Origin of the sequence: Paenibacillus sp. MAEPY2 (genome assembly GCF_000499205.1) — a bacterium.
GTDB classification, from domain to species: Bacteria; Bacillota; Bacilli; order Paenibacillales; family Paenibacillaceae; genus Paenibacillus; species Paenibacillus vandeheii.
The window spans coordinates 167714-190049 of sequence record NZ_AWUK01000013.1; the positions used below are offsets into that span (position 1 = coordinate 167714).

21 protein-coding genes are annotated in these 22336 nt (G+C 44.6%); 5 read left to right on the forward strand and 16 right to left on the reverse strand.

Annotated features, from left to right (window positions below; genetic code table 11):
• The first annotated feature begins 82 nt into the window (after nucleotides 1-82).
• The 3 genes from P364_RS0112765 to P364_RS0112775 all read left to right on the forward strand — a co-directional run bounded on the left by P364_RS0112765 (nucleotide 83) and on the right by P364_RS0112775 (nucleotide 3211).
• Nucleotides 83-1321 carry an aspartate aminotransferase family protein gene (locus tag P364_RS0112765; RefSeq protein ID WP_024630502.1) on the forward strand — a complete coding sequence of 413 codons (1239 nt, stop codon included), beginning with the start codon at nucleotides 83-85 and terminating at the stop codon, nucleotides 1319-1321.
• Nucleotides 1322-1355: 34 nt separating this feature from the next.
• The gene (locus P364_RS0112770) at nucleotides 1356-2405 is read left to right on the forward strand and encodes a zinc-dependent alcohol dehydrogenase (RefSeq protein WP_024630503.1); all 1050 of its coding nucleotides are present in this window, start codon (nucleotides 1356-1358) and stop codon (nucleotides 2403-2405) included.
• 71 nt (nucleotides 2406-2476) lie between these two features.
• A complete protein-coding gene (locus tag P364_RS0112775) occupies nucleotides 2477-3211 on the forward strand; it encodes an HAD family hydrolase (protein ID WP_052016611.1) in 735 nt (244 codons plus the stop codon).
• A 101-nt stretch (nucleotides 3212-3312) separates the two neighbouring features.
• Here the strand turns inward: P364_RS0112775 and P364_RS0112780 are convergent, their stop codons facing one another.
• From P364_RS0112780 to P364_RS0112800, 4 genes are all read right to left on the reverse strand, one after another.
• Nucleotides 3313-3495 (reverse strand): YjfB family protein, encoded by a 183-nt coding sequence (locus P364_RS0112780; protein ID WP_024630505.1) that lies wholly within the window; start codon nucleotides 3493-3495, stop codon nucleotides 3313-3315.
• Nucleotides 3496-3786: 291 nt separating this feature from the next.
• Nucleotides 3787-4047 (reverse strand): hypothetical protein, encoded by a 261-nt coding sequence (locus P364_RS0112790; RefSeq protein WP_024630506.1) that lies wholly within the window; start codon nucleotides 4045-4047, stop codon nucleotides 3787-3789.
• Between the two features lie 33 nt (nucleotides 4048-4080).
• On the reverse strand, nucleotides 4081-4941 hold the full coding sequence (locus P364_RS0112795; protein WP_024630507.1) for a Cof-type HAD-IIB family hydrolase: 861 nt from the start codon (nucleotides 4939-4941) through the stop codon (nucleotides 4081-4083).
• A 194-nt stretch (nucleotides 4942-5135) separates the two neighbouring features.
• Complete coding sequence (locus P364_RS0112800) at nucleotides 5136-5660, reverse strand: GNAT family N-acetyltransferase (protein WP_024630508.1); 525 nt, start codon at nucleotides 5658-5660, stop codon at nucleotides 5136-5138.
• 218 nt (nucleotides 5661-5878) lie between these two features.
• Between P364_RS0112800 and P364_RS0112805 the strand changes: the two genes are divergently transcribed.
• On the forward strand, nucleotides 5879-7039 hold the full coding sequence (locus P364_RS0112805; protein ID WP_024630509.1) for a S8 family peptidase: 1161 nt from the start codon (nucleotides 5879-5881) through the stop codon (nucleotides 7037-7039).
• Nucleotides 7040-7163: 124 nt separating this feature from the next.
• Here the strand turns inward: P364_RS0112805 and P364_RS0112810 are convergent, their stop codons facing one another.
• The 10 genes from P364_RS0112810 to P364_RS0112865 form a co-directional block, all read right to left on the reverse strand.
• Nucleotides 7164-7562, reverse strand: coding sequence for a RidA family protein (locus P364_RS0112810; protein ID WP_024630510.1), 399 nt, complete (start codon nucleotides 7560-7562; stop codon nucleotides 7164-7166).
• A gap of 311 nt (nucleotides 7563-7873) precedes the next feature.
• On the reverse strand, nucleotides 7874-9316 hold the full coding sequence (locus P364_RS0112815; RefSeq protein ID WP_024630511.1) for a 6-phospho-beta-glucosidase: 1443 nt from the start codon (nucleotides 9314-9316) through the stop codon (nucleotides 7874-7876).
• A 35-nt stretch (nucleotides 9317-9351) separates the two neighbouring features.
• On the reverse strand, nucleotides 9352-11268 hold the full coding sequence (locus tag P364_RS0112820) for a beta-glucoside-specific PTS transporter subunit IIABC (RefSeq protein WP_024630512.1): 1917 nt from the start codon (nucleotides 11266-11268) through the stop codon (nucleotides 9352-9354).
• Nucleotides 11269-11634: 366 nt separating this feature from the next.
• Entirely contained in the window at nucleotides 11635-12474 is an 840-nt protein-coding gene (gene licT / locus P364_RS0112825; RefSeq protein WP_024630513.1) for a BglG family transcription antiterminator LicT, read from the reverse strand.
• An 811-nt stretch (nucleotides 12475-13285) separates the two neighbouring features.
• Complete coding sequence (locus P364_RS0112840) at nucleotides 13286-13591, reverse strand: hypothetical protein (RefSeq protein ID WP_024630515.1); 306 nt, start codon at nucleotides 13589-13591, stop codon at nucleotides 13286-13288.
• A 23-nt stretch (nucleotides 13592-13614) separates the two neighbouring features.
• Nucleotides 13615-14175 (reverse strand): AAA family ATPase, encoded by a 561-nt coding sequence (locus tag P364_RS0112845; protein WP_024630516.1) that lies wholly within the window; start codon nucleotides 14173-14175, stop codon nucleotides 13615-13617.
• A 179-nt stretch (nucleotides 14176-14354) separates the two neighbouring features.
• On the reverse strand, nucleotides 14355-15443 hold the full coding sequence (locus tag P364_RS0112850) for an acyltransferase (protein ID WP_024630517.1): 1089 nt from the start codon (nucleotides 15441-15443) through the stop codon (nucleotides 14355-14357).
• Between the two features lie 138 nt (nucleotides 15444-15581).
• Nucleotides 15582-16115: a GNAT family N-acetyltransferase gene (locus P364_RS0112855; protein ID WP_024630518.1), complete on the reverse strand. Its 534-nt coding sequence runs from the start codon at nucleotides 16113-16115 to the stop codon at nucleotides 15582-15584.
• 57 nt (nucleotides 16116-16172) lie between these two features.
• A complete protein-coding gene (locus P364_RS0112860; protein ID WP_024630519.1) occupies nucleotides 16173-16409 on the reverse strand; it encodes a VOC family protein in 237 nt (78 codons plus the stop codon).
• Nucleotides 16410-16586: 177 nt separating this feature from the next.
• Nucleotides 16587-19298 (reverse strand): alpha-L-rhamnosidase, encoded by a 2712-nt coding sequence (locus P364_RS0112865; RefSeq protein WP_024630520.1) that lies wholly within the window; start codon nucleotides 19296-19298, stop codon nucleotides 16587-16589.
• 138 nt (nucleotides 19299-19436) lie between these two features.
• On the opposite strand from P364_RS0112865, the gene P364_RS0112870 reads away from it, so the two are divergent.
• Entirely contained in the window at nucleotides 19437-20318 is an 882-nt protein-coding gene (locus tag P364_RS0112870; protein ID WP_024630521.1) for an AraC family transcriptional regulator, read from the forward strand.
• 31 nt (nucleotides 20319-20349) lie between these two features.
• On the opposite strand, the gene P364_RS0112875 is transcribed toward P364_RS0112870, so the two are convergent.
• Together P364_RS0112875 and P364_RS0112880 are read right to left on the reverse strand one after the other, a co-directional pair.
• Nucleotides 20350-20943 (reverse strand): 5' nucleotidase, NT5C type, encoded by a 594-nt coding sequence (locus P364_RS0112875; protein WP_024630522.1) that lies wholly within the window; start codon nucleotides 20941-20943, stop codon nucleotides 20350-20352.
• 255 nt (nucleotides 20944-21198) lie between these two features.
• A complete protein-coding gene (locus P364_RS0112880; RefSeq protein ID WP_024630523.1) occupies nucleotides 21199-22305 on the reverse strand; it encodes a metallophosphoesterase in 1107 nt (368 codons plus the stop codon).
• Between the last annotated feature and the right edge of the window lie 31 nt (nucleotides 22306-22336).

Genomic DNA, 22336 nt, shown 5'->3' on the forward strand with positions numbered 1-22336 from the left:
TTCTTGAGAGGAGTGATGCCTGCGTAATCCGGAATTTTTGATCTTCGTCAGGCTAGAACATTACATTTATGGAGGGAATCGTATGCAAACTTTAACCAAAAACCGTTTCAGAACCGGACAAGGGATTAAGTTGATTGACGATGCAGGCGTTGAGTATCTGGATGGTGTATCCGGTACATTCAATCTTTCACTGGGCTACAATCACCCGCATGTCGTGAGCAAAATTCAGGAACAAGTCGGCAATCTGACGCATATGTCTTCCTCCTTCACAGAACCGTATGTGGATGAAGTGCTCGATCATCTGATTGAATATGCTCCAAACGACATTAATGCCGGATGGATGCGGGATATTACGGGCTCAACAGCCAATGAATGTGCCACCAAAATTGCACAAAAATACACTCAATCCACAGACATTATCAGCCTGTATCTGTCCCATCACGGGCAGACCCAATTTGCAACCGGGATTTCGGGAAATGCCTTCCGGCGGAAACGGTTTCCAAATTCGGCTGTTGCCAACTCCGTTCATGTACCTGCACCCTACTGCTATCGCTGCCCATTCAAATCTTCAAGCGGAGACTGCGGATATCAATGTGTTGAAGCCATCTCCGATGCCATAGAATATGCGAGCTCCGGCTCAGTCGCCTGCATGATCATTGAACCGATCCTCGGCAATGGCGGCAATATTATCCCTCCTGCGGGATACTTCAAACGCCTGCGTAAACTGTGCGATGAGTACAACATCATTCTTATTGCCGACGAAGTGCAGACCGGGATCGGACGTACCGGATACATGTTCGCCAGTGAACTGTTCGATATTCAGCCTGATATGATTACCCTCGCCAAAGGTCTTGGCGGAATCGGTGTACCTGTTGCTGCGGTATTGATGCAGTCCCGATTAAATGTGCTGGAAAAGCATGAACATTCCTTCACCTCAGGAAGCAATCTGATCTCCGTTACCGCTGCCAAGTCTACCCTGGAGGTTGTATCCGAACCTGGATTTCTGGATGACGTAAAACGCAAAGGTGAAATTTTGGGCGGATTACTGCAGGATTTGGCGATGAAGTATCCAAGCATCGGTGAAGCTCGCGGGGTCGGGCTGATGTGGGGCCTGGAAATGGTCGGTGACAATAACGAACCGGATACGGATAAAACCAATGCCATTATCGACCGTGCCTTCACGGATGAACACCTGATTTTAAGAGGATCACGTTACGGCTTCGGAAACGTCGTTAAAGTCAGACCATCACTTACAACAACCGAGGACGAATTGGTTGAAATTGTAGAGCGACTGGACTCGGTGCTTGCCAGCGTTCATTAGTACGTAATTCAAATTTTTATAAGGAGGTTTTAACATGTTAGCATTGGTATACAAATCGGCATGGGATGTAGCACTTGAGGAGCGGCCTGTTCCTGAAATCACAAGAGACAATCAGGTATTGGTTCGAATTCGGGCGACTGGAGTATGCGGTACCGACCTCGGTATTGTCAGCGGTAAATATCATGCGGTTCCTTCCGTCATTCTTGGTCATGAGTCTGCCGGGGAAGTCATTGCTGTGGGCTCTGCTGTAACGACACTGCAGCCGGGCGACCGGGTTGTCATTGATCCTACTTATTATTGCGGACAATGTGACATGTGCAGAACAGGCAGACAAAACCATTGCACACATAAGTCGGTTACGGAGACAGGTGTGAGTGCTGACGGTACATTTACGGATTATTATGTAACCGAGGATCGCTTTTTGTACAAATTGAAGGACCATGTGAGCTATGAGGAAGCGACCCTGACTGAACCGCTGAGCTGCATGCTTACGGGCATTAATCAGATTCATCTGCTGCCGAATTTCAGAACGATTATTCTCGGTGCGGGCCCGATTGGCATTCTATACAGCTACGCTCTCGCTTCCAAAGGCGTAACTGGCTGTCTCGTCGACATCTCCGAAGAACGCCTGGCTATTGCAGGGTCGATTGCACCGGACCGCTGGGAGGTTCATTCATCCTTTGAAAATGCGATAGAATCGCTGGCACCCACAACCAATCAGGTTGATATGATTGTGGATACGACAGGCGTCGTAGGCACACAGGTGCTTTCGCAGCTCGCCAGCGGCGGTTATCTCATGCTGGTCGGTCTGAGAGATGGAAACACATCCTTCAATCCCAAGGAAGTTGTAGACCGCAGCCTGAAAATCATTGGCTCTATCGACTCCCTGGGCACATTCGCAACAGCACATTACATGATTGAGCAGCAGATCATTCCGGCGAAAAAAATCATCACCCATTCTTTCCCGTTGGAGGATTACGAAGAGGCGTTCCGCACGCTCGGCTGCGATATTCAGGGACGCACACTTCAAGCTTCTTCCCATGCCATCAAAGTGGTGCTTCAGTCGAGCGATTCCAGTTACTAATATGGAATGTTCGCCATGATTGAGATAAATTAGAGATAATTGCTTACAGAATCCTGGAGGAGGAATACAACATGGTAGCAAATAAGGAGTTTGGCGGATTGGGAGAGGCGAATGATGGCATCATTCAAGCGGTCATTTTTGACATGGATGGCGTACTGATTGACAGCGAACCGATTTATTTCGAGATTGAGCGCAACTCCTTTGCCCATTTTGGCGCAATGATGACAGAGGAAGAACATCACACCTATGTTGGAGTTACACTGGAATCAATGTGGCGGCAAGTATTGGACAAGCACCAGTTGACGGCTACCGTAGAAGAAGCCCTCGCCTACCATCAACATAATGTGATGCAGACGATGCTGGCCCATCCGAAGCTGACGGCTATGCCTTTCGTGGAACGCTGGTTAAGCTGGCTGCATGAGCAGCACATTCCAATAGCCGTTGCTTCTTCATCTCCACGTGCACTGATTGATCTGATCATGGACAAGACCGGACTTGGGAAATACTTTGAGGTACGAATGACAGGTGAAGAAGTCGCTCACGGAAAGCCAGCACCGGATATTTTTCTGACCACAGCTGAAATGATTGGGGTATCCCCATCGAACTGTCTTGTGATCGAAGACTCGCGCAATGGCGTCCAGGCTGCCAAAAGTGCAGGCATGCATTGTATCGGATATCACAATCCGGGATCAGGTAATCAGGACTTGTCCAAAGCCGATCTTCAGATCTCCAGTTATGATGAGTTATGGACCCTTAAGGATACGCTGTCGTTTGAAGGCAGATCACCAATTTTGACGAAGAACTGAGGCAAAATAAATAACCCAAACGGCTTCAATTCATTGAATTGGAGCTGTTTGGGCTTTGCTTGCTGCAAATGTAACGAAGAACGGTTACTCAGATGATCATTTTAAACCGAAATATCCAGACTGCCACCCAGATTGGGATGAGGAGCCGGAACCGACTTTAACATTTCTGTTAGTTGCTGACCTTGCTGCTCTGCCATGTCTTTCGACATGGACATTACTTGCAAACTCGCAGACTGCGCCACTGAAACTTGACTCATGGCCATTGATAATGCTGCAATATCCATATTCTGTACTCCTCTCGTTTTCTAGTAAATAGACATACCTATTTTATATCGGTTAGATGGGAGGAATTATGTAATTCACTCCTTTATCTTCTAATGCTCAACCATTTTCCTAAAAACAAACAATATGAAATATTTGTATGTTACAATACACTATTTGAGGAGGTTTTTTATGAACGGGAAAAAATTTGTTATGCTTGCTTTTTACTGTCATTGCCGGACTTTGCATTGGTACCTTTGGTTGTTTTATTTACTGGGTTTTGTCCGAGGTTTAAAACTATATAAACAAACACCTTAACCCAAATATTTCAAATCCCCATCTGTTTCCTTGGCTCTCAGGGTCACTTTGGCTAATAACTGCTCCGGTTGCTGGAAGTCCTCTTTAATCTCCGCCATCATTTCCTTTACCATTTCTTCAAGCTGTGCCAATGTTGTTTCTCTAGGTAAAATACGAGTTCTTGCGATCTCATGCTTACGAAACGAATCGTCGTACGATGGAACGGTTTCCTGACCGAATGCACTTATTTCCAGCTCAACTTTTATTCCTTCCGACATTTGTTTTCACCTCTTCCACTCGTTTGTGATTGATTAGGACCCAATCAATCCATACTTCACAAAACTGTGGTACAAACCATCTTCTTCGATAGTTCCGGTTATATCATCTGCAATGGCTTTGAGAGCTGGCTTGGCATTTCCCATCGCAATCCCTACGTTGCAAAACTCCAGCATCTCGGCATCATTCATGCCATCCCCGATGGCGAGGGTATCTATACGGGACATACCCAGATGTTCCAATAAATCCGCAATAGCAATGGCTTTATGGATGCCCGGGATCATCAGTTCGCCACTGCCTTCACCGAAGATGGGTACGGTGCACTGAATGACTTCGAATTTGCCTTCGAACTCCTGCTTGATCCGGTCGAATGGAATCCTAGTGCTTTCCAGAAAGCAAACCTTGTTTACGTCATCCTTGTATAAATCCGCTTCGCCATACGTCAAACCGGCAATAAACGGATGTGGCTTTTGTTCTTTTTTCGCTCTGGCATTGGGATCATTATGCACATCACCATAGATGCGACGTTCCAGATGAGATTGAAGATTGGCGCTGGCGTACAAGGCCGAATTGGATTCCAGGTAGAAGTCAATCTGGTGTTCATTGAAGAAATCGACCATATGCCGAACGTCTTCAGCTGTTACCCTTTTGTGATATAACACATCCTGACCGAACTCAACATATCCTCCACCGGCACCGATCAGACCGTCAAACCCTACGTCCCAAATAGAATCATAGATTTCCGCCTTTGATCGTCCTGTACATAAATAGAGCAGATGTCCATTCTCACGTGCCTGTTTGCACGCCTGTTGTGCAGACACCGGAATGTTGCCGTCATCATCTACCAGTGTGCCATCAATATCTATAAAAACAATCTTTCGATTCGTTGTGCTCATCTGCGTTTGCCCCCATCATGTAGCTTGTCTATGTTATATCAAACCATTTAAAATCCAGCTATTCTACTTCATTATAATTTCCGCGAGCCGACAGGCATTGTTTCTGTGTCAGTCCACAAAGGAAATTGCATACACTTCAGGTCATTCCATCTTGCAGTCTCTTGCTGAGGCTTATATTAGTTGATAGAAAATCTTTATAACCGCCCTACTGACTTGTCCATGTGCACGGTTTGCCAGTCATCGTCTTGCTCAGCAATAACCGTATACCCTTGACGTTTCCAGAAACCGACGGCCCCAGGCAAAAAGCGGTGTGTATGTAAATACAACGTTGTATAGCGCAGTTCTGCCACCACATTCTCCAGTTCCTTCACGAGCATTGAACCGATACCGTATCTGCGATATTTTGAATCTACATAACATTTCACAATTTCGGCTGCAGACTGCTCCGGATATCTTCCAACCAATGCTTCGATGCGCCCATCATACGGCAGGATACCAATGGAACCCACAATCCGATTGTCTTCCATGACGGCAACAAGAAAGATCGCATCGGCTGAATCCAGATAATGTTCTCTGAATTGCTCCAAGTCAGCAGGTAATCTCTCATGATCTATCATTGGAAACACTTCTCTGCGTACACGCATGGCAAAATCAATTGCATCATTCATAAGGTGCTCCTGAATAGCGATCACTCTCGGTTTGATCTCAAACTGTGCCAAAAAACCACATTCCTATTCGTTATTTTCGAGTCTGATGACAACTCCATCTACGAACCCATTTAGACGCAAGTTCGCCCTCTGCTTCTTATCTTACCGAATTTAACCTTCCCTATCATTCTATCTAAGCTACTAACCAAAATAGAAGAAAGCCCGCGCGATCTGATAGAGTTCGCATACTATAAGGCGTGTCATCAATCAAATTCGAGGGGGAAGAACATATGTGGTTATCACTAGGGATCTCTGCTGCAGTCCTGCTGGCGTTGGGGTTCGTCTATCGCTATGTGGAAGATAAACGTGCAGCCAAGAAGTTTCATCCCCATGCGCCCAAGCAGTTGTTAATTAAGTTCAAGGAAGGTACGACAGCCGACGAGATGCACACGCTGCACAAAAAAGCAAAATGCAGCATAGCCGAAACGTATGAAGATCTGGGCTGGTATCGGGTCGAATCAAGAAGGAAAATGCACCGTATATTAAAGCATTACAAGAATCATGAGCTTATTGACCACGCTGAACCCAACTATTATCTCCAGTCATCGTTTACGCCAAATGACCCCTTTTTCCAATACCAATATAACCTGCAAAAAATCAATGCTCCCGCTGCCTGGGATATTTCCCAGAGTAACCGTTCGGTAAAAATCGCGATCATTGATACAGGCGTACAACTGAATCACCCCGAGCTCGCTGGCAAGATCCTGCCTGGTTATGATTATGTTGATTACGACAATATCCCCGAAGATGGTAACGGGCACGGCACGCATGTTGCCGGAATCGCGGCTTCCATTACCAACAATGGAGTGGGCATTGCAGGTGCTGCACCGCTTGCTTCCATTGTTCCGCTGCGTGTACTGGATAACAATGGACAAGGTACAACGGGCAACGTCGGAAACGGACTTGTTTACGCGGCCAACAATGGTATTCAAGTCGTTAACCTGAGTCTCGGCGGGCCTACGGGAGAAGCCTTTCTTCAGGCTGCTGTGCAGTATGCATGGGATCGAGGCGCTGTCATCATCGCAGCAGCAGGTAATGATAATACTTCGTATCCGATTGTGCCCGCGTCTTATCCCAACGTCATTGCAGTAGCTTCAAGCAATCCTTCCGACCTCAAATCCAATTTCTCCAATTATGGATCTTGGGTAGATATGGCTGCGCCAGGGGATACCATCTTGTCCACATATCTGGGTGGATCTTATGCTTATCTTAGTGGAACGTCCATGGCTGCTCCCCATGTAGCGGGAGTAGCGGCTCTGCTGGCTGCACAGGGCAAAACGAATGCTCAGATTCGGGATGCATTATGCTTCGCTTCGGACCCTGTATCAGGCTCCGGGATCTACTGGACGTATGGGCGACTGAATGCCTATCAAAGTCTGCAAGTGCCATAACACAATTACAAATCACTCATAATGGCATGGATCATCCCCACTTCCATTTCTCACGAATAAAGAAATCAAAAAAAACCATGGGGCTTCTATCGAAGCTCCATGGTTTAAATAAGTTTATTTGGTTCTACACTTTTGCTGCCCAAATTTCGATTTCAATTTTAATTTCGGGTAAACCTAACTCCGTAATATATCCAATTGTCATCGCAGGATAATCATGACTGAATAATTGTCCCCACTCAGCGTATAAGAAATCCCACTCGATTTTCTCCGTCGCCCATACGTTAACTTTGATAATATGTTCAGGATCTAAATGCTCGGATTCGAGTACTGTTTTAATATTATTGAATGTATTCGTGACTTGCTCATTCAAACTGTCAGGAAAGTGTCCCCTACGATCTGCTCCAATTTGACCCGACGTCACGAACAACTCTGCATTCCTCGGAATTCTTGTAATATGCGTGTACTGTCCTACAGGAGCTGGCATATTAGCTGGATTTTTTCTAGTAATTTTGTCGGTTTTCATGTCGATTACCTCGTCATTCTTAAGATTTTTCTGCGATATCCCCTAGTTTTCTTCCTAATTTGGGCACACTTCTCCCTTGGAATAGATTCTAGAAAAAGACAGCAGTGGAGTATCCATATCCCGGAGATATAAACGCAAGTGATTTTTTCTTCATGATTGGATGCTCCTCCCTTCTTAAGTGACAAGATTCTCTTGATCTCTTCATTATATATATGAAACGAATCATGAGTCAAATTCATCCATCATAAGCAAAGAGCAATCTCGTTTGAACGAGACTGCTCTTTGTATATTCGAAAGGGATTACCCTAGAGTTAAAAATATTGCGCCCCATTATTGGCAATAACCTTTTTGTACCAATGGAAACTTTTCTTTTTCACTCTGCGAAGTGTGCCCGTCCCATCATTGTTTCGGTCTACATAAATGTAGCCGTACCGTTTCTTCATCTCCCCAGTACCTGCGCTGACCAGATCAATGGGTCCCCAACTGGTGTAGCCCAGAAGCTCAACTCCATCCTGAATGGCTTCAGCCATCTCGGCAAAATGACGATTCAGATATTCAATGCGGTAGTCATCTTCAACGGTGTCATTGTCCAGCAATACATCCGTAGCACCAAGTCCGTTTTCCACAATAAACAACGGCTTACCGTAGCGATCATACAGCTGGTTACATGTAATCCGAAGTCCTTTGGGATCAATCGTCCATCCCCACTCCGATGCTTGAAGATAAGGGTTCTTCACCGAGCCAAATACATTGCCTTCCGTCGAATCCTTTAAAATCTCTGGATCCGCGCTTGTACAGCGGCTGGCATAATAACTGAAACCAATGTAGTCGACCGTATTTTGCAAGAGAATATGTTCATCTTCTGGCAGCATATCAATCAGGATCTCATGTTCTCTGAAGAAACGCTTGGTATAACCTGGATAAGCTCCCTTGGACTGAACATCGATGAAGAAGAAGGACTCCCGATCCTGTTCCATTGCTTTCCATACGTCATCCGGATTGGATGTGTAAGGGTAGACCATCCCAGCAGCAAGCATACAACCGATCTGAGCACCGGGGATGATTTCATGACAAGCCTTAACCGTAAGGGCACTTGCCACCAATTCATGATGGGCTGCCTGATAGAGAACCTGGTCTTTGTTCTCGCCTTCCTGAAGTACAATACCCGCGCCGATATATGGTAGATGCAGCAGCATGTTGATCTCATTAAACGTCATCCAATACTTCACTTTGTCCTTGTAACGATTGAACAGCGTCTTTGCATAAGTCTCGAAAAATCCAATCATCTTGCGGTTTTTCCAACCGCCGTAAGTCTCCACCAGATGCACGGGAACATCAAAATGACAGATGGTGACCACTGGTTCAATATTGTATTTTAATAATTCGTCGAAGACATCATCGTAAAATTGCAATCCTGCCTCATTCGGCTCCGCATCATCACCATTTGGGAATATCCGTGCCCAGGCAATCGACATTCTGAAACACTTGAATCCCATTTCCGCGAATAACGCAATGTCTTCTTTATACCGATGGTAAAAATCAATTGCTTCATGGGAAGGGTAGAACTCCCCCGCTTTCGGGTCATAAGAATCCAGCTTTCCCATCGCAATAGGAAATCGATTGGCACCTGTTGGAATCAGGTCAACCGTAGTTAACCCTTTACCTCCTTCAAGATAGGCTCCCTCAAGCTGATTCGCTGCCGTTGCTCCTCCCCAGAGAAAATTCTCCGGGAAGGCTGTTAATTTTTCAAACATCGGCTGTTCCTCCTATTCGTATTGAAAACATTCAATTAACTGAGCACTGTAAGCAATTTGTCTTTTTCATTCACAACGGCATCTTTGGTTCCCACGACATCCAGATAATTCGACGTATTCGTAATAATAATGGGTGTAACCGTCTCATATCCGGCATCCTTGATGGCTTGCAGATCGAATTCCATAATCAGATCCCCTACATTTACACGGTCGCCGTCTTTCACATGAGCATTGAAATGTTGGCCTTTCAGTTGTACCGTATCCTGTCCGATATGAATCAGCATCTCAACACCATCATCCGTGACCAATCCAATGGCATGTTTCGTACGATACACGGTTTGCACAACTCCATTAATCGGGGATACCACTCTGCCGCTGGTTGGGCGGATGGCGATCCCTTTACCCATATGCTCGCCAGCAAATGTAACGTCGTTGATTTCTTTCAGTTCAACCACTTCACCAGCCATTGGGCTGAAAATTTCATATCTGTTGTTCGGGTTTGGATCAAGTACGGGTGCGGGTGCGGATACTGGTGTTGCTTCTACTTTGTCCTTGAATCCAACAACGTAGGTAAGAACAAAACCGAGTATGAACGCAACCGCTGTTGCCACAAGTGCCATGTAGAATCCGGAATCAACGCCAGTGGCCGAGTTGATAAAGGTCGGATACCCGAATACGCCAAGTCCGCCAAACATGTACATTTTAGACCCGAAGAACCCTAAGATGGCTCCACCAATACCACCTGCAATACAGCTCATGATAAACGGTTTTTTCAGCGGAAGCGTCACGCCGTAAATGGCTGGCTCGGTGACTCCGAAAATACCTGAAATGAAGGCAGGAATACTTAACGATTTCAATTTGGCATTTTTCGTTTTTAACATGACAGCCAATACTGCACCAATTTGAGCAAAGGAAGCGGCAAACGACATCGCAACCACCGGATCGGATCCAGACGTGCTCAGGTTTAGAAGCATAACCGGCACTAATCCCCAGTGGAGACCGAACAATACAAACACTTGCCACAAACCACCGATGACCAAACCTGTAACGAGCGGGCTTAATTCATAGATGCCTGTTGCTCCTGCACCGATCAATTGACCTGCCCAAGTAGAGATTGGACCAATTACAAGGAATGTTGCTGGAACAATAACAAGTAATGTAAAGAATGGAACCAGGAACGTACTAACCACTTTAGGAATGACGTTTTTGAAGAATCTCTCTATTTTCACAGCAAAGAATGTAGCGATAATAATCGGAATAACCGATGATGAATAGTTCATCAGGATAACAGGAATGCCCAGGAACGTAATGTGAATGGGTGATTCAAACAATGTACCTGCGAACAGGGTGTACAGTGGATCTCCCGTAGATAACCCGGATAACGTTGGATAAACCAGCGTAGCTCCGATCGCCATACCCAGGAACGGCGAGCCGCCAAATTTCTTAATTGCAGTATAACCAAGGAATACCGGGAAGAAATAGAACAGACAGTCACCCGTTGCATTTAACAGATGGTACGTTCCTGATGTATTCGTTATCCATCCAAAGGATATAAACATCGCTGTAAAGCCTTTGATCATCCCTGTCGCAGCGAGTAGTCCGAGCAGAGGTGTGAAGACACCAGAGATCATATCGATAAAACGACTGAACAAACTCCCCTTGTTACCCGAATCTTCCTGTTCCTCTGCAACCTGTCCTTCAGCAGGCAGATTACCTGCCTTAACAACTGCTTTATATACATCCGGCACTTCATTGCCGATAACGACCTGATACTGTCCACCACTCTGCATGACGGTAATAACACCTGGCAGATTTTTAAGTTCCTCCGTTTTAGCAACGCTTTCATCTTTGAGTTTGAAACGCAATCTGGTTACGCAATGGAATACACTGTTTACGTTTTTGGCTCCGCCTACACCAGACAAGATGTCTTTGGCCAGTTGATCGTAGTTCATAGTAATTCTCCCTCTCTAAGTAGACTCCCGATGCTTGTGAAACAAAGAAAACCTGAACTACTGAACATACATAACGTTTCCGATAAGTCGGAAATAAGTCATGTTATTCAGCAATTCAGGTTTTGCCCTTAACGGTTGCAACCCTGTAAGGCTGTACACAGCGATATTCAGTTGTTACACTAACAACTTCATCTTAAAGTAAGTTGCAACCCATCTTTACGGACCCAGAGTGGTCGGAAGTATCGGAATTGCCTGATTGAACAGTTACAATCCGATTGATGTATGCGCTTACTTTATGAATTCATAATATAATAACTTTTGAACTTTTGCAAGCGTTTTTTTAAGAATCTTTATTTTGTAATATCGTTACTCTGATGTGGCATGCACCACGCGTTCGATATGAATGGTTAAGTACATCATTTCTTCGTTAGTCAGTTGATACGTGTAGTTATTTTCAATGAATTTTCGAATTTTCTCCGAGCACTTGTGCGCTTCAGGATACTTCTTCTGAATCATCTCAAATAACTCATCGTCGTTGTTGCTCTTGTAATGCTTGCCTTTCACCAGCCGTTGGGCGAAAAACTTCAGATGGGTCACAAATCGATAATAATTCAGTGAGTTCTCGTCAAAGTCCATTTTGAAATGATATTTGATGATCGTCAAAATCTCCTGCATGACCTGCGTCATGCTTCGGATGTTAGGCATCTCTTCGTTGAGTGCCGCATTTACAAAATGAAGTGCCATGAAACCCGCCTCATCTTCCGGTAAAAGCACACCAAACTGATCACAAATCATATTCAGCGCTTCCAGCCCTACCTCATATTCATCCTTGTAAAGCTGTTTGGTTTCCCAGAGCAATCCATTACGGATGGGCAGATGGTTACGATAACGTTCAATGGCAAAATGAATATGATCCGTCAGATGCAGGTAGATGCTCTCGTTGAGCTTTTTCCCCAACTTCAGCTTGGCATAGGCTATAATTTCCTCAGACACTTTCATGTATTCCAGTGGTATGCTCGCGATTAATGCCTTGAAATTTTCCTGGATATCTTCATTCTGTAAAGTAAATATCTTATCAATATGCTGCTCGGACACATCATCGCCAGCTCGCTTCTGAAAAGCAATGCCCCGGCCAATGACAATAACCTCACGTTCGTCTTTAATCGCCACTACAGCATTATTGTTTAACACCTTCTCGATCTTCACTTTATCCACTCCAATATACAGAAAAAGGCAAACCGTACCTTCCACGAGGTCACTGGCCTTGCCCTTTCACTTCAATATTAACTAATGTGCGTTCATGGTATTACATTTTTCTACAATGTGCAACAAAAAAATCGATCATGCTTTATCGCTAACAAACCACATGCTGAACGTCTAAATGAATCTGTTCAGCTGCTTTGTATTTTTTTCTGTTTGCGTATAAACAAGCTGTATTTTCCTGCCTTCCCATAAAAACCACTCCCTTAGCATGACGCCTTATCCAGAGAATTATACTTGACACCCGGAACACCAAATCCATAATTTCAATACCTGTCTGTATTAGACACCTTCTTCTTACTCGCCCTTGGCTTTGTCCATATAAGCCAAAATTGATAGATACGTTCATAAATAATTCCGCCTCATTTCAGACAAAAAACGCTTGCACTTATTTACCTTTTTTTCTTATATACTATTAAAATATCGGATCAAAAAATATACAAAAAAACCCTCAATTTTAGAGGGCTTCATGTGTCCGAATAATGAAAAATTGCATGCAAAAAAATTAAATATTTTTATTTCGTCACGCTTTGCTCACTTTTTTGACAGACATATATCATTTCATAACATTCTTCAGTGAGCGGTGTACCACATGTATCAATAATCACACCATCCTATTTGCAGCCCATTTGGAAAAGAATTTCACATCTTCAAGGTATGAATTATTCTCCTGATCGTATAACGCAGGGTTATCGTATTCTTCAGTATTATCTATATGAATAGTCATTCGTTTCCCCCTTTTCGTGTAGTCGTTTCATTATGATTTATTGTTGCGGCTTTCCTTCTCCAACTCTGCTTCAATCCTGCGATTAATTACTTTCAACTGATCCGAATCCAAATGTTCGACATTAGTCAACTGTTCATCTATCTTGTATTCTTCCGCTTCACCCTTGTTCATCAGTCCCAGATGATGCTTGATGGATTGAATATCCTCGCGCATACTCATGGTCTGACGATAATTGTCTGCAACAAGTGCAAATATAATAGCACCTGCCAGAATCGTACCATATGGGAACAGAAGACAGAGAACAACTCCTACTACTAAAGCCAAAATAATGTACATACCTTTTTCGCCTCCTCTTTCAATTACAGATTGAATCGTTCTTGGATGAGTTGAGCAACCTCTGTCGCACTCTTATCCGTGTTATTGATTCGAATATAATGCTCGTGCGTAATTTCTCCAGGCTCTGAATTCAATCGATATTTCTCCATGCTCGAAATCAGATCCTGCTCAGACCATTCGACATTCCGCTTCGTTGCTTTGTGCAGCAGCCGATGTGGGCTTTTATTACGAACCAGACGTTCCGTCGAATCAGCTTCCAGTTCAACATAGCATACCTCAGCACCTCCGGACTCGAACAACACACTGATTTTTCGAATGTACTCCCAATCCTCTTTCATATCGAAAGCCCACACAAATGTAAAAATCAAACCGGGCAGCTCGCTCTTCGCCACTTCTTCAAAAATCTCCTGACGGAACAGGTTTACAAGCCTCTTTCCTTGAGGCGTACCATAACTGAAATAAGGCGACACCAGTTCAATCGTCATATGATTGTGAAACAATTTCAGATCAGTGATCTTCTCCAATTCCTGGCCAACCGTCATTTTCCCTACAGCCTGTGGACCAAAAATAATGATAAACTTCATTCCACCACTCCTGACTTCAGTTACATGTATTCCATTAATTGAATTTTATGGACATTAATCCATAATAACGCCTCGTGGACAAATAAAAAAGAGATTTCAAGCCATCCACTGAAAGTTCAGGGCTTGAAATCTCTTTTTCGGTTACACTTTTTATTCACACATTCATGTTCAGTCCAACGTTAACGTCCAATCAGAACCCATCCCCACTTCATACGTCGGAGTCCCATGGCAATAATCCATGAGAGCAGAATTGCTACAACATAAGAAAGCATAATGCCAAGGCTAAAATGTGGAGCGAGCTCCACGGTGAGTTCTCTTCTCCAGAACAACAGTATTAATGGGTGTATTAAGAATACACCAAATGCCACCGTGCCCAATGAATTCAGAATGCGAGTTGCCCGATTAGATCCGCTCTGTTTCCAAGCGCCCATTCGTTCACATGTCATTAACAAGAGCAAGCAGGCCGAAAGAGTAAACAGATTACGGAAAAGAAATAGCAGCGTATAGGTTAGCGCCGGAGATGCGGCGAAAGTCGTTTTTACATAAGTATTTCCATAAATAAAGACGGCCCCTCCGCTCAACAATGCAGCGATCAACACATAACGGTAGGAGAACAGTTTCTTCATTGCTGCATCGAAGTTCAACCCAATCCAGGCACCGAATCCAATAACAATCAAGTAACTTGGCAGCAAACTCCCCATCCGTGAGAAATGAAACTGCAGATGCAGGGCGTAAAAAACTGCCTGTGCCGCGATAAAGAACAACGGTAAATATTGATTAAATAAACGATAACGTGTTAACGAAAGAAGCAGTGGAAATACCACATAAAATTGCAAAATAATTAGGAAAAAATATAGATGCGTGTGTGCAGTACCGGTTAACAATTGCTCCGAGAACTGCTTCACATGTGCCAAAGGCTCTTTGTTTGCTAACCACTGCTTGACGATAAAATAAATGAGTGACCAAGCCAGATAAGGCACAAAAACATAAAATAATCGCTTTTTATAAAAAGTGGGCATCCAGCCCTTTTCCTTCATCTTGGAGCTGTAATTGTAGAACAACACCAGCGAGGAGAGGAACAGAAAGGCAGGTACGGCGAATTGCAGAAAGCTGTTCCAAAAATAATAAAAGTCATGATCCAGCGTGTGCTTGGGATAATGCGCAACTGCCGTTGAAGTCGCATGAATAGCAACCACAGCCATGATTGCAAAAGCACGATAGAGATCCAGATACTCAATACGCCGGGGCCGATTAACCGGATGATTCATAATAAAACCTCACTTATGCCTGATAGAATGATAGTTTCCGGCCGCAATCCAGATTCTACCCTTTATTTTAAATCAGCAGACGTGGGTATTACAATCATAATCCATATTATTTTCGTTAAATTACAACATTTCTCAACATCATTCGACATCACCTATCCAGAATCGCTCTACGATATTCCCATCAGGCTCAACATAGTCTTGATCCTGAATACCCCCGTTACGAAGAATAACTCTTCTGGATGCCTCATTGTGCGCGTCACATACGACCAGCACTTTCGTGATTCCGAGATCTTTCGTGATTTCCAAGGAAAGCTTGAGGATTTCGGCACCATATCCATTTTGCCGTTCGCCTGGACGAATCCCATAACCAATATGTCCTCCGCTATGAAACAGCTTCTCATTCAGTTCATGTCGTATATTCACGGCTCCAACCACTCGATCACTTTCCGTCACGAGCCAATATGTACTGTCCCTAACCCAGCCTTCCGGTATATCAATGCCTTGTTCATTACGTTCCAAAAAAGCTAACATCCCTTCAAAAGGGTAGGGCTCATTCGAAATGACCCACGGTACCATCGATTCTCCGCTTGCAACCCAGTCTTCATAAAATGCCATATACGTTTCTTTATATTCTGCTGAAGGTTTGATTAGTCTAACTTTTTCTTTGCTCATTTTACGCACGTCCTCCTCACTCATATTGATATTGCCATGCTATTTCAACCTAATATACTAATTCACAGTCATGATGCTCCCATACGTCGAACAGATTACCGTCCAGATCCTCGAAAGTAAATCACTTTCAATCAAATCGAGAATCGGTCTATTGTCTCTAAAGAGGCTAATATAGCCTTCTCTAGGCTGCCTGATATTGAATCCAAAATGGTTCACAAACCATGCTGCTGACTGCTCTACATTTGTCACAGGAATGACATTGTATGCAATGCCCAGTATTTTTCCACTCGTCAAATTGATTCATCTCCCTTCATTGCATTAATAACTTATGATCCTCTTATCGATCTGAAGAACAGTATCTTTATCCAAGTATAAAAAGAGAACCTGCGTATGCAGATCCTCTACTCGGGTCCAGCTTTCGCTATTATATTAGTTCACGATCCTGTTGGCGGATTCCTCTAATCATACCCGTTATACTGATTCCGTCTGTTGTGCATAGACTTCCTGATCCGCTCCAAGCATCTTGTAAGTGAATTGATAGCTTCCTGATCCCAGCGCAATTCGTACATCGGTTCCCTGCGCTTGAAAATCATGAATACCCGCTACTTGGTGCAAAGCTTTCCCGTTCTCCCGAACGGTCTGTACATCTGCTCCAGGAAGAAGGATTGTACCCGTTGTATTGGCAGGAATCGTCACAAGAACTTCCATATCGTTATGTTCACGACGATACCAGTTTGATGTCACACAACCGTACATCGTCTCGAAACATGCTTCCACCCACTCCAGTCCAGGTCCTGGTTTGGGCTTAATGTGCACAATCCGGAATCCAGGCTGATGTTCATCCGTATTAATCCCTGCAACGTAACGATATAACCACTCTCCTATGGCTCCATATGCATAATGGTTGAATGAGTTCATATCAGCACTCCACAGACTTCCGTCCTCCCGGATTCCGTCCCAATGCTCCCACACTGTAGTCGCACCTTGTGTCACTTGGTATAACCAAGATGGATAATCCTCCTGAAAGAGTAGCGTATAGGCCAGATCATGATGTCCCGTATCACTCAGTACCGGATTCAGATAAGGTGTTCCCACAAAACCGGTGGTCAGATGGTTCCCTGCGTCCGCAACCAGTTTCCCCAATTGATCCATGGTACGTTTCCGAGATGTAGCATCCAATAGGTCAAAATGCAAAGCAAGTACATGCGCTGTCTGTGTGGGGACGGCAAGTTTGCCCGCAGGTGTCACGAATTCATCCTGAAATGCAGCAACAATGTTGTCATGAAGATTATCATAATACACTGCATCTTCCTTCTTCCCCAACACCTCGGCTGCTTTCCGTGTAAGAGAAACAGAGTAGGCATAAAATGCTGTCGCTATGAAATCCTTGTCTGTGGCCCCGATATAGCTGTCCGGTTTGGAATCCAGCCCGAGCCAATCGCCAAAGTGGAAACCTGTATTCCACAAGTAAGGATTCTCCCCTTGAGCATGAATGTAATTAATCCAGCGTTTCATGCTGTCATATTGCTCAGCCAACAGCCTGACATCCCCATACATCTCGTAAATCGTCCATGGACAAATGACAGCAGCATCTCCCCAGGCGGCAGAAGAATGATTGGTGTCTCCCCATCCCTCAGACGTCGGACTCCTCAGATCAGGAACATAGAAAGGAATGCCTCCATCCTCTCCCTGATCTGCCTGCACATCCCTGAGCCATTTGGTAAAAAAAGGCGCCGTGTTCATCAGGTATGAAGAAGTTCGTATAAACATCTGTGCGTCTCCCGTCCAGCCCAGCCTCTCATCACGCTGCGGACAATCTGTCGGTACGTCGAGAAAGTTTCCTTTTTGCCCCCACAATATATTGTGATGAAGCTGATTCACCAAAGGACTGGAGCTTTTGAAGTGACCTGTACGCTCCATAGTGGAATGCAGCACAACTCCAGTGAAATCCTCCAGGTTAACGTGATCCGGGAACCCGATGAGCTTCACATAACGGAATCCCTGAAACGTAAAATGCGGCTCATACGTCTCCACACCGTTGCCTTTTAGCGTATAGCGGATGCACTGAGTGGCACTACGGAGATTTTCTGTATAGAAATTACCTGCATGATCCAAAATCTCGGCATGTCGTAATTCAACCGTATGACCCGACTCACCCTGAATGCTGAATCTCATCCAGCCGACCATGTTCTGTCCCATGTCCAGCACACGCTCTCCTTGAGGCGTTGTCAGCAAAGCGATCGGCTTCAACTCCTGTACTTGCATTACCGCCACATTCTCCTGAGCAACAATGATCTCTTTCGTATAATCCAGCACACGTACGGGTGACCATGGCGTTGAGGATGAATCTGTCCACTCGGACTCCAGGCGAGCATCGTACGTTTCACCCATATAGATATCCGACATGCGGATGGCACTAGACGCGCTCTCCCAGTCTTGATCCGATACAATGCGTTCCTCCGAACCATCCCCATAATGAACATGAAGTTCCAGCAGCAAAGCATGGTCTGCTCCGTAGATATTCTGCCCCTTATCCCATCCCAAATGTCCTTTATACCAACCATCACCCAGATAAGCACCGAGTAGGTTCTGTCCATTCTGAAGCTGATCCGTTACATCATAGACCTGATATTGCAACCGCTTCCCATAACTGGTCCAGCCCGGGGTGAAGTATGCTTCGCCCACTCTCTGATTATTCAGATGAAGTTCGTACAATCCAAGTGCAGTCACATATATTCTTGCCGCTGCAACAGGTTTTTTCAGTTCAAACAAGGTACGCAATCGCGGGCAAGACTCCTCCTGCTGAGAGGATGGATCTACTGTAATCCAATCCGCCTGCCAGGCATCTTTACTACCCATGAATCCCGTCTCGAAATACGCTGTCTCCGACCAGTTTGATTCATCTCCTGCATGATCCCAAGCACGAATACGATAATAATAGCGGGTTCGTGCTTCGGGTACCCAATGCTCCAGTTCAACATGGGACGACTGGTCAGAGCTCATTTTGCCGGAATCCCATTCAATCTGGTCCAAATCTTCTGTTCGTGACAACTGAATTTGATAAGCTGACTGTACACAATTTCTGCGATCGGATTGCAAATGCCAGCTTATCCTCGGAGACGTGATATCTAGTCCAATCGGATTTATTTTATACTCACAACGCAGATGATTTACAATCAACATCAGAGAAACATCCCTTTCCATCGTGGTTTCCAATTCAAGGTTACGATATAATTATATCGATTCTGTGTTCGGAAATACCTGGCGAAGAGGACTGTTTAACCCGGTCATCTGGTCATTCTCAACGGAGGAGGCTATCTCGTGAATTCTACCGTCCAACTGTTCAAGAGCGAATCCTTTTTTCATAATAATCTGAAGCTGTTCGTGAACCGGTGTTCCGAGGATTTTGTGGTTCCCTTTCACGCACATGAATTTGTTGAATACAGTTATGTGGCAGAAGGAAAGGGCTTTCATCACATCGGTGAAGATATTATTCCGGTACACAAAGGTATGCTGTTTGTCATTCCGGTTGGCGTTCCTCATGTATTCCGTCCAGCTACAGCGAATGTATCAGAGCATCCACTCATTATCTATAACTGTCTGTTCAATTCTGAACTGATCCACACCCTGTCCATCATTATTCAGGAGGCGGAGATTCGAAACCATCTGACAGATCTGGAAAAGAATCGGGTTCCTTATGTATCTATCACTGATTACAGTCAACGGATGGAAGAATTAATGGTAAAGCTGTACCGCGAATCTGCCGTTCCGGGAATCGGCTCATCCACAATCCTTTATACGCTCGTTAGTCAACTCGTCGTAACGACCTACAGACATATTCATCAAATCACCTGCAATGAGAAGGAAAATACAACTGATATGGAACACATCCTTCATTACCTGGACCAACATGTTAACGAACGAATCCGTCTAAGCGAACTCGTGAATATCTCTGGTTGGAGTCAAAGACATATTGGACGTATGTTCGTGACCCACACCGGGCGGACGTTTGGTGCCTATCTGCAACATTTGCGCATACAAAAAAGCTGTGAATTGCTGAAGAATTCACAACATAAAGTCAGTTTAATTGCTGAACTTGTAGGCTACAGGGATGTAGATTCATTTTACGCCGTCTTCAAACGCATTACGGGAGAAACCCCGCAGGGTTATCGCAGGAACTTCAGAGCTAAACCATCGAATTAAGTGTTCCTGCCTTCGGCTCCTTTCCCTGGGTTCATCTCTTTACCGACTCACGCTTGCTCTCTTCATGTTCTGTTTCAAGCAGACGATCCACATAAGCCTTTGCACCTTTCCAGGAGGTCATTAACGGAAACTGATGTTGCTCCCGCTCGTTTACATTCCATGGATGAGGGATGCAAATGACTTTTTTCCCCTCATTCATCGCAGGTATCAGGTTATGCGCTCCATCATCAATTAACAAATCGAAATTAATCAGGTTCTTCCGTTTACAGGTTATAAACTGTTCTGGAGATATGTATGGCATATGCTTCTGGAGCCAATTCCACTTCTCAACAACTGTCTTGGGTTCAGCCGCCGTTAGTATAAGGAGATCATAGGCTAGATGGAGCTTTTCCACCTCTTCCACCACATATTCGTCATAAATCTCCAGTTCCTCAAACAGTCCTGGCCGACCGTAAAATACATCATGTGTACATTCCGGATGGCGAATATGGGATGTATCCCAGTGCACCATATCCTCGTATCGCAGCGGATGAGTTGGAAAGTTGATGTTATTGTGATATATGGCTCGCTTGACCAGATGACATATGGTATCATCCATATCTACAGCAATAATAGGTTTCTTCATCTTTATCCCCTCCAATAGGATCACAGTATATCATCCCAGATGTTATGAAGCCATCTTTTACAAAAAAAAGCTGCTGCTACCGTTGTTGGGGAGATCAACAGCAAAGCAGCCCAGAAACCTGTCCACATGTGGATAAGATTTTCGGGCTGCTTCGCTAACTCACTCCCCTCTAGCAATGCGCGAAGTGAGTCAGATACAGCAATTTAAGCAGAAAAATTGTAGCCTATATTACACCACTCGCTCAGGCTAACAACCTTATTTCTGTTGAAACGTTACATTAATCTGTACAATCTCGGATCGGCTGCTTGTACGTATTGGAGGTCCCCAGAAGCCAAATCCAGAGGTCACGATAGAGTGCATGGACCCTTTTTGCAGATAACCCCAATCATTCTCGTAGATGGCCTTAGTAATAAACTGAGCGGGTGCGATCTGACCACGATGGGTATGACCGGACACAACCAAATCTACATGGTTCTGCTCCGCAATATCCAAATCATAAGGCTGGTGATCCATCATGAGCAAAGGCTTGCTCAGGTCGGTATCCTGCATCAACGTTGCTACTTCTGCCCGATCCTTCTCGGTCCGGTCTTTACGCCCAATCAGAGTAATCTTATCGTCCAGGGTAATCTTGTCATCATACAGGACCTGCATATTACTCTTCTCCAGTGCGGCAATTAAATCCTCGATCGGACCATTGAATTTATCGTGATTGCCGAGTGAGGCATATACTCCATAAGGAGCCTGAATGCCACTGATAATATCCGCAATCCCACTCTTGAGGTACATATCCAAGTTGTCATCGATAATATCACCTGGATACAGCACCAGATCTGGCTTCAGTGCGTTAATTTCCTCCACCATACGTTTGGCGTGTGCAGGACCAGAAAGCAGTCCGAAATGCATATCTGCAGCCATGACTATGTTGAGGCTGTCGACACCTTCCACTTTTTTATCAATCTGAATATTATATTGCCTGACAACTGGACTATAGGCGTTATAGATACCGTAACCCAGTGTAGACAGCAACAATACAAGTGTAACCACACCCGCCCATTTGTGGGCATGATGTCTTGGAATTCTTGTCAGTCTAAGAATCCATAACGTCAAATGAACAACCGGCAAGATCATTAACAGCAACGAGAAGATAGCCAGCCAGTATGAGCCGATTATGCTCAGGAAGGAGAAACTTCCAAACAACCGTGCCAGTATGAAGGATACTGCAAAGAATACAAGCGCAACGATGTAAAACCAACGGAATCTCGCTGAGACGACAGGCTTCATCCAGCTCCAGCCGCTCCGCCCTATGTAAAACACTAATAAACCATATACAATCAAAAACAATATGCCTGCAAGTACAAACATGCCCCCGTTAACCTCCACGTCAATAAGTTGA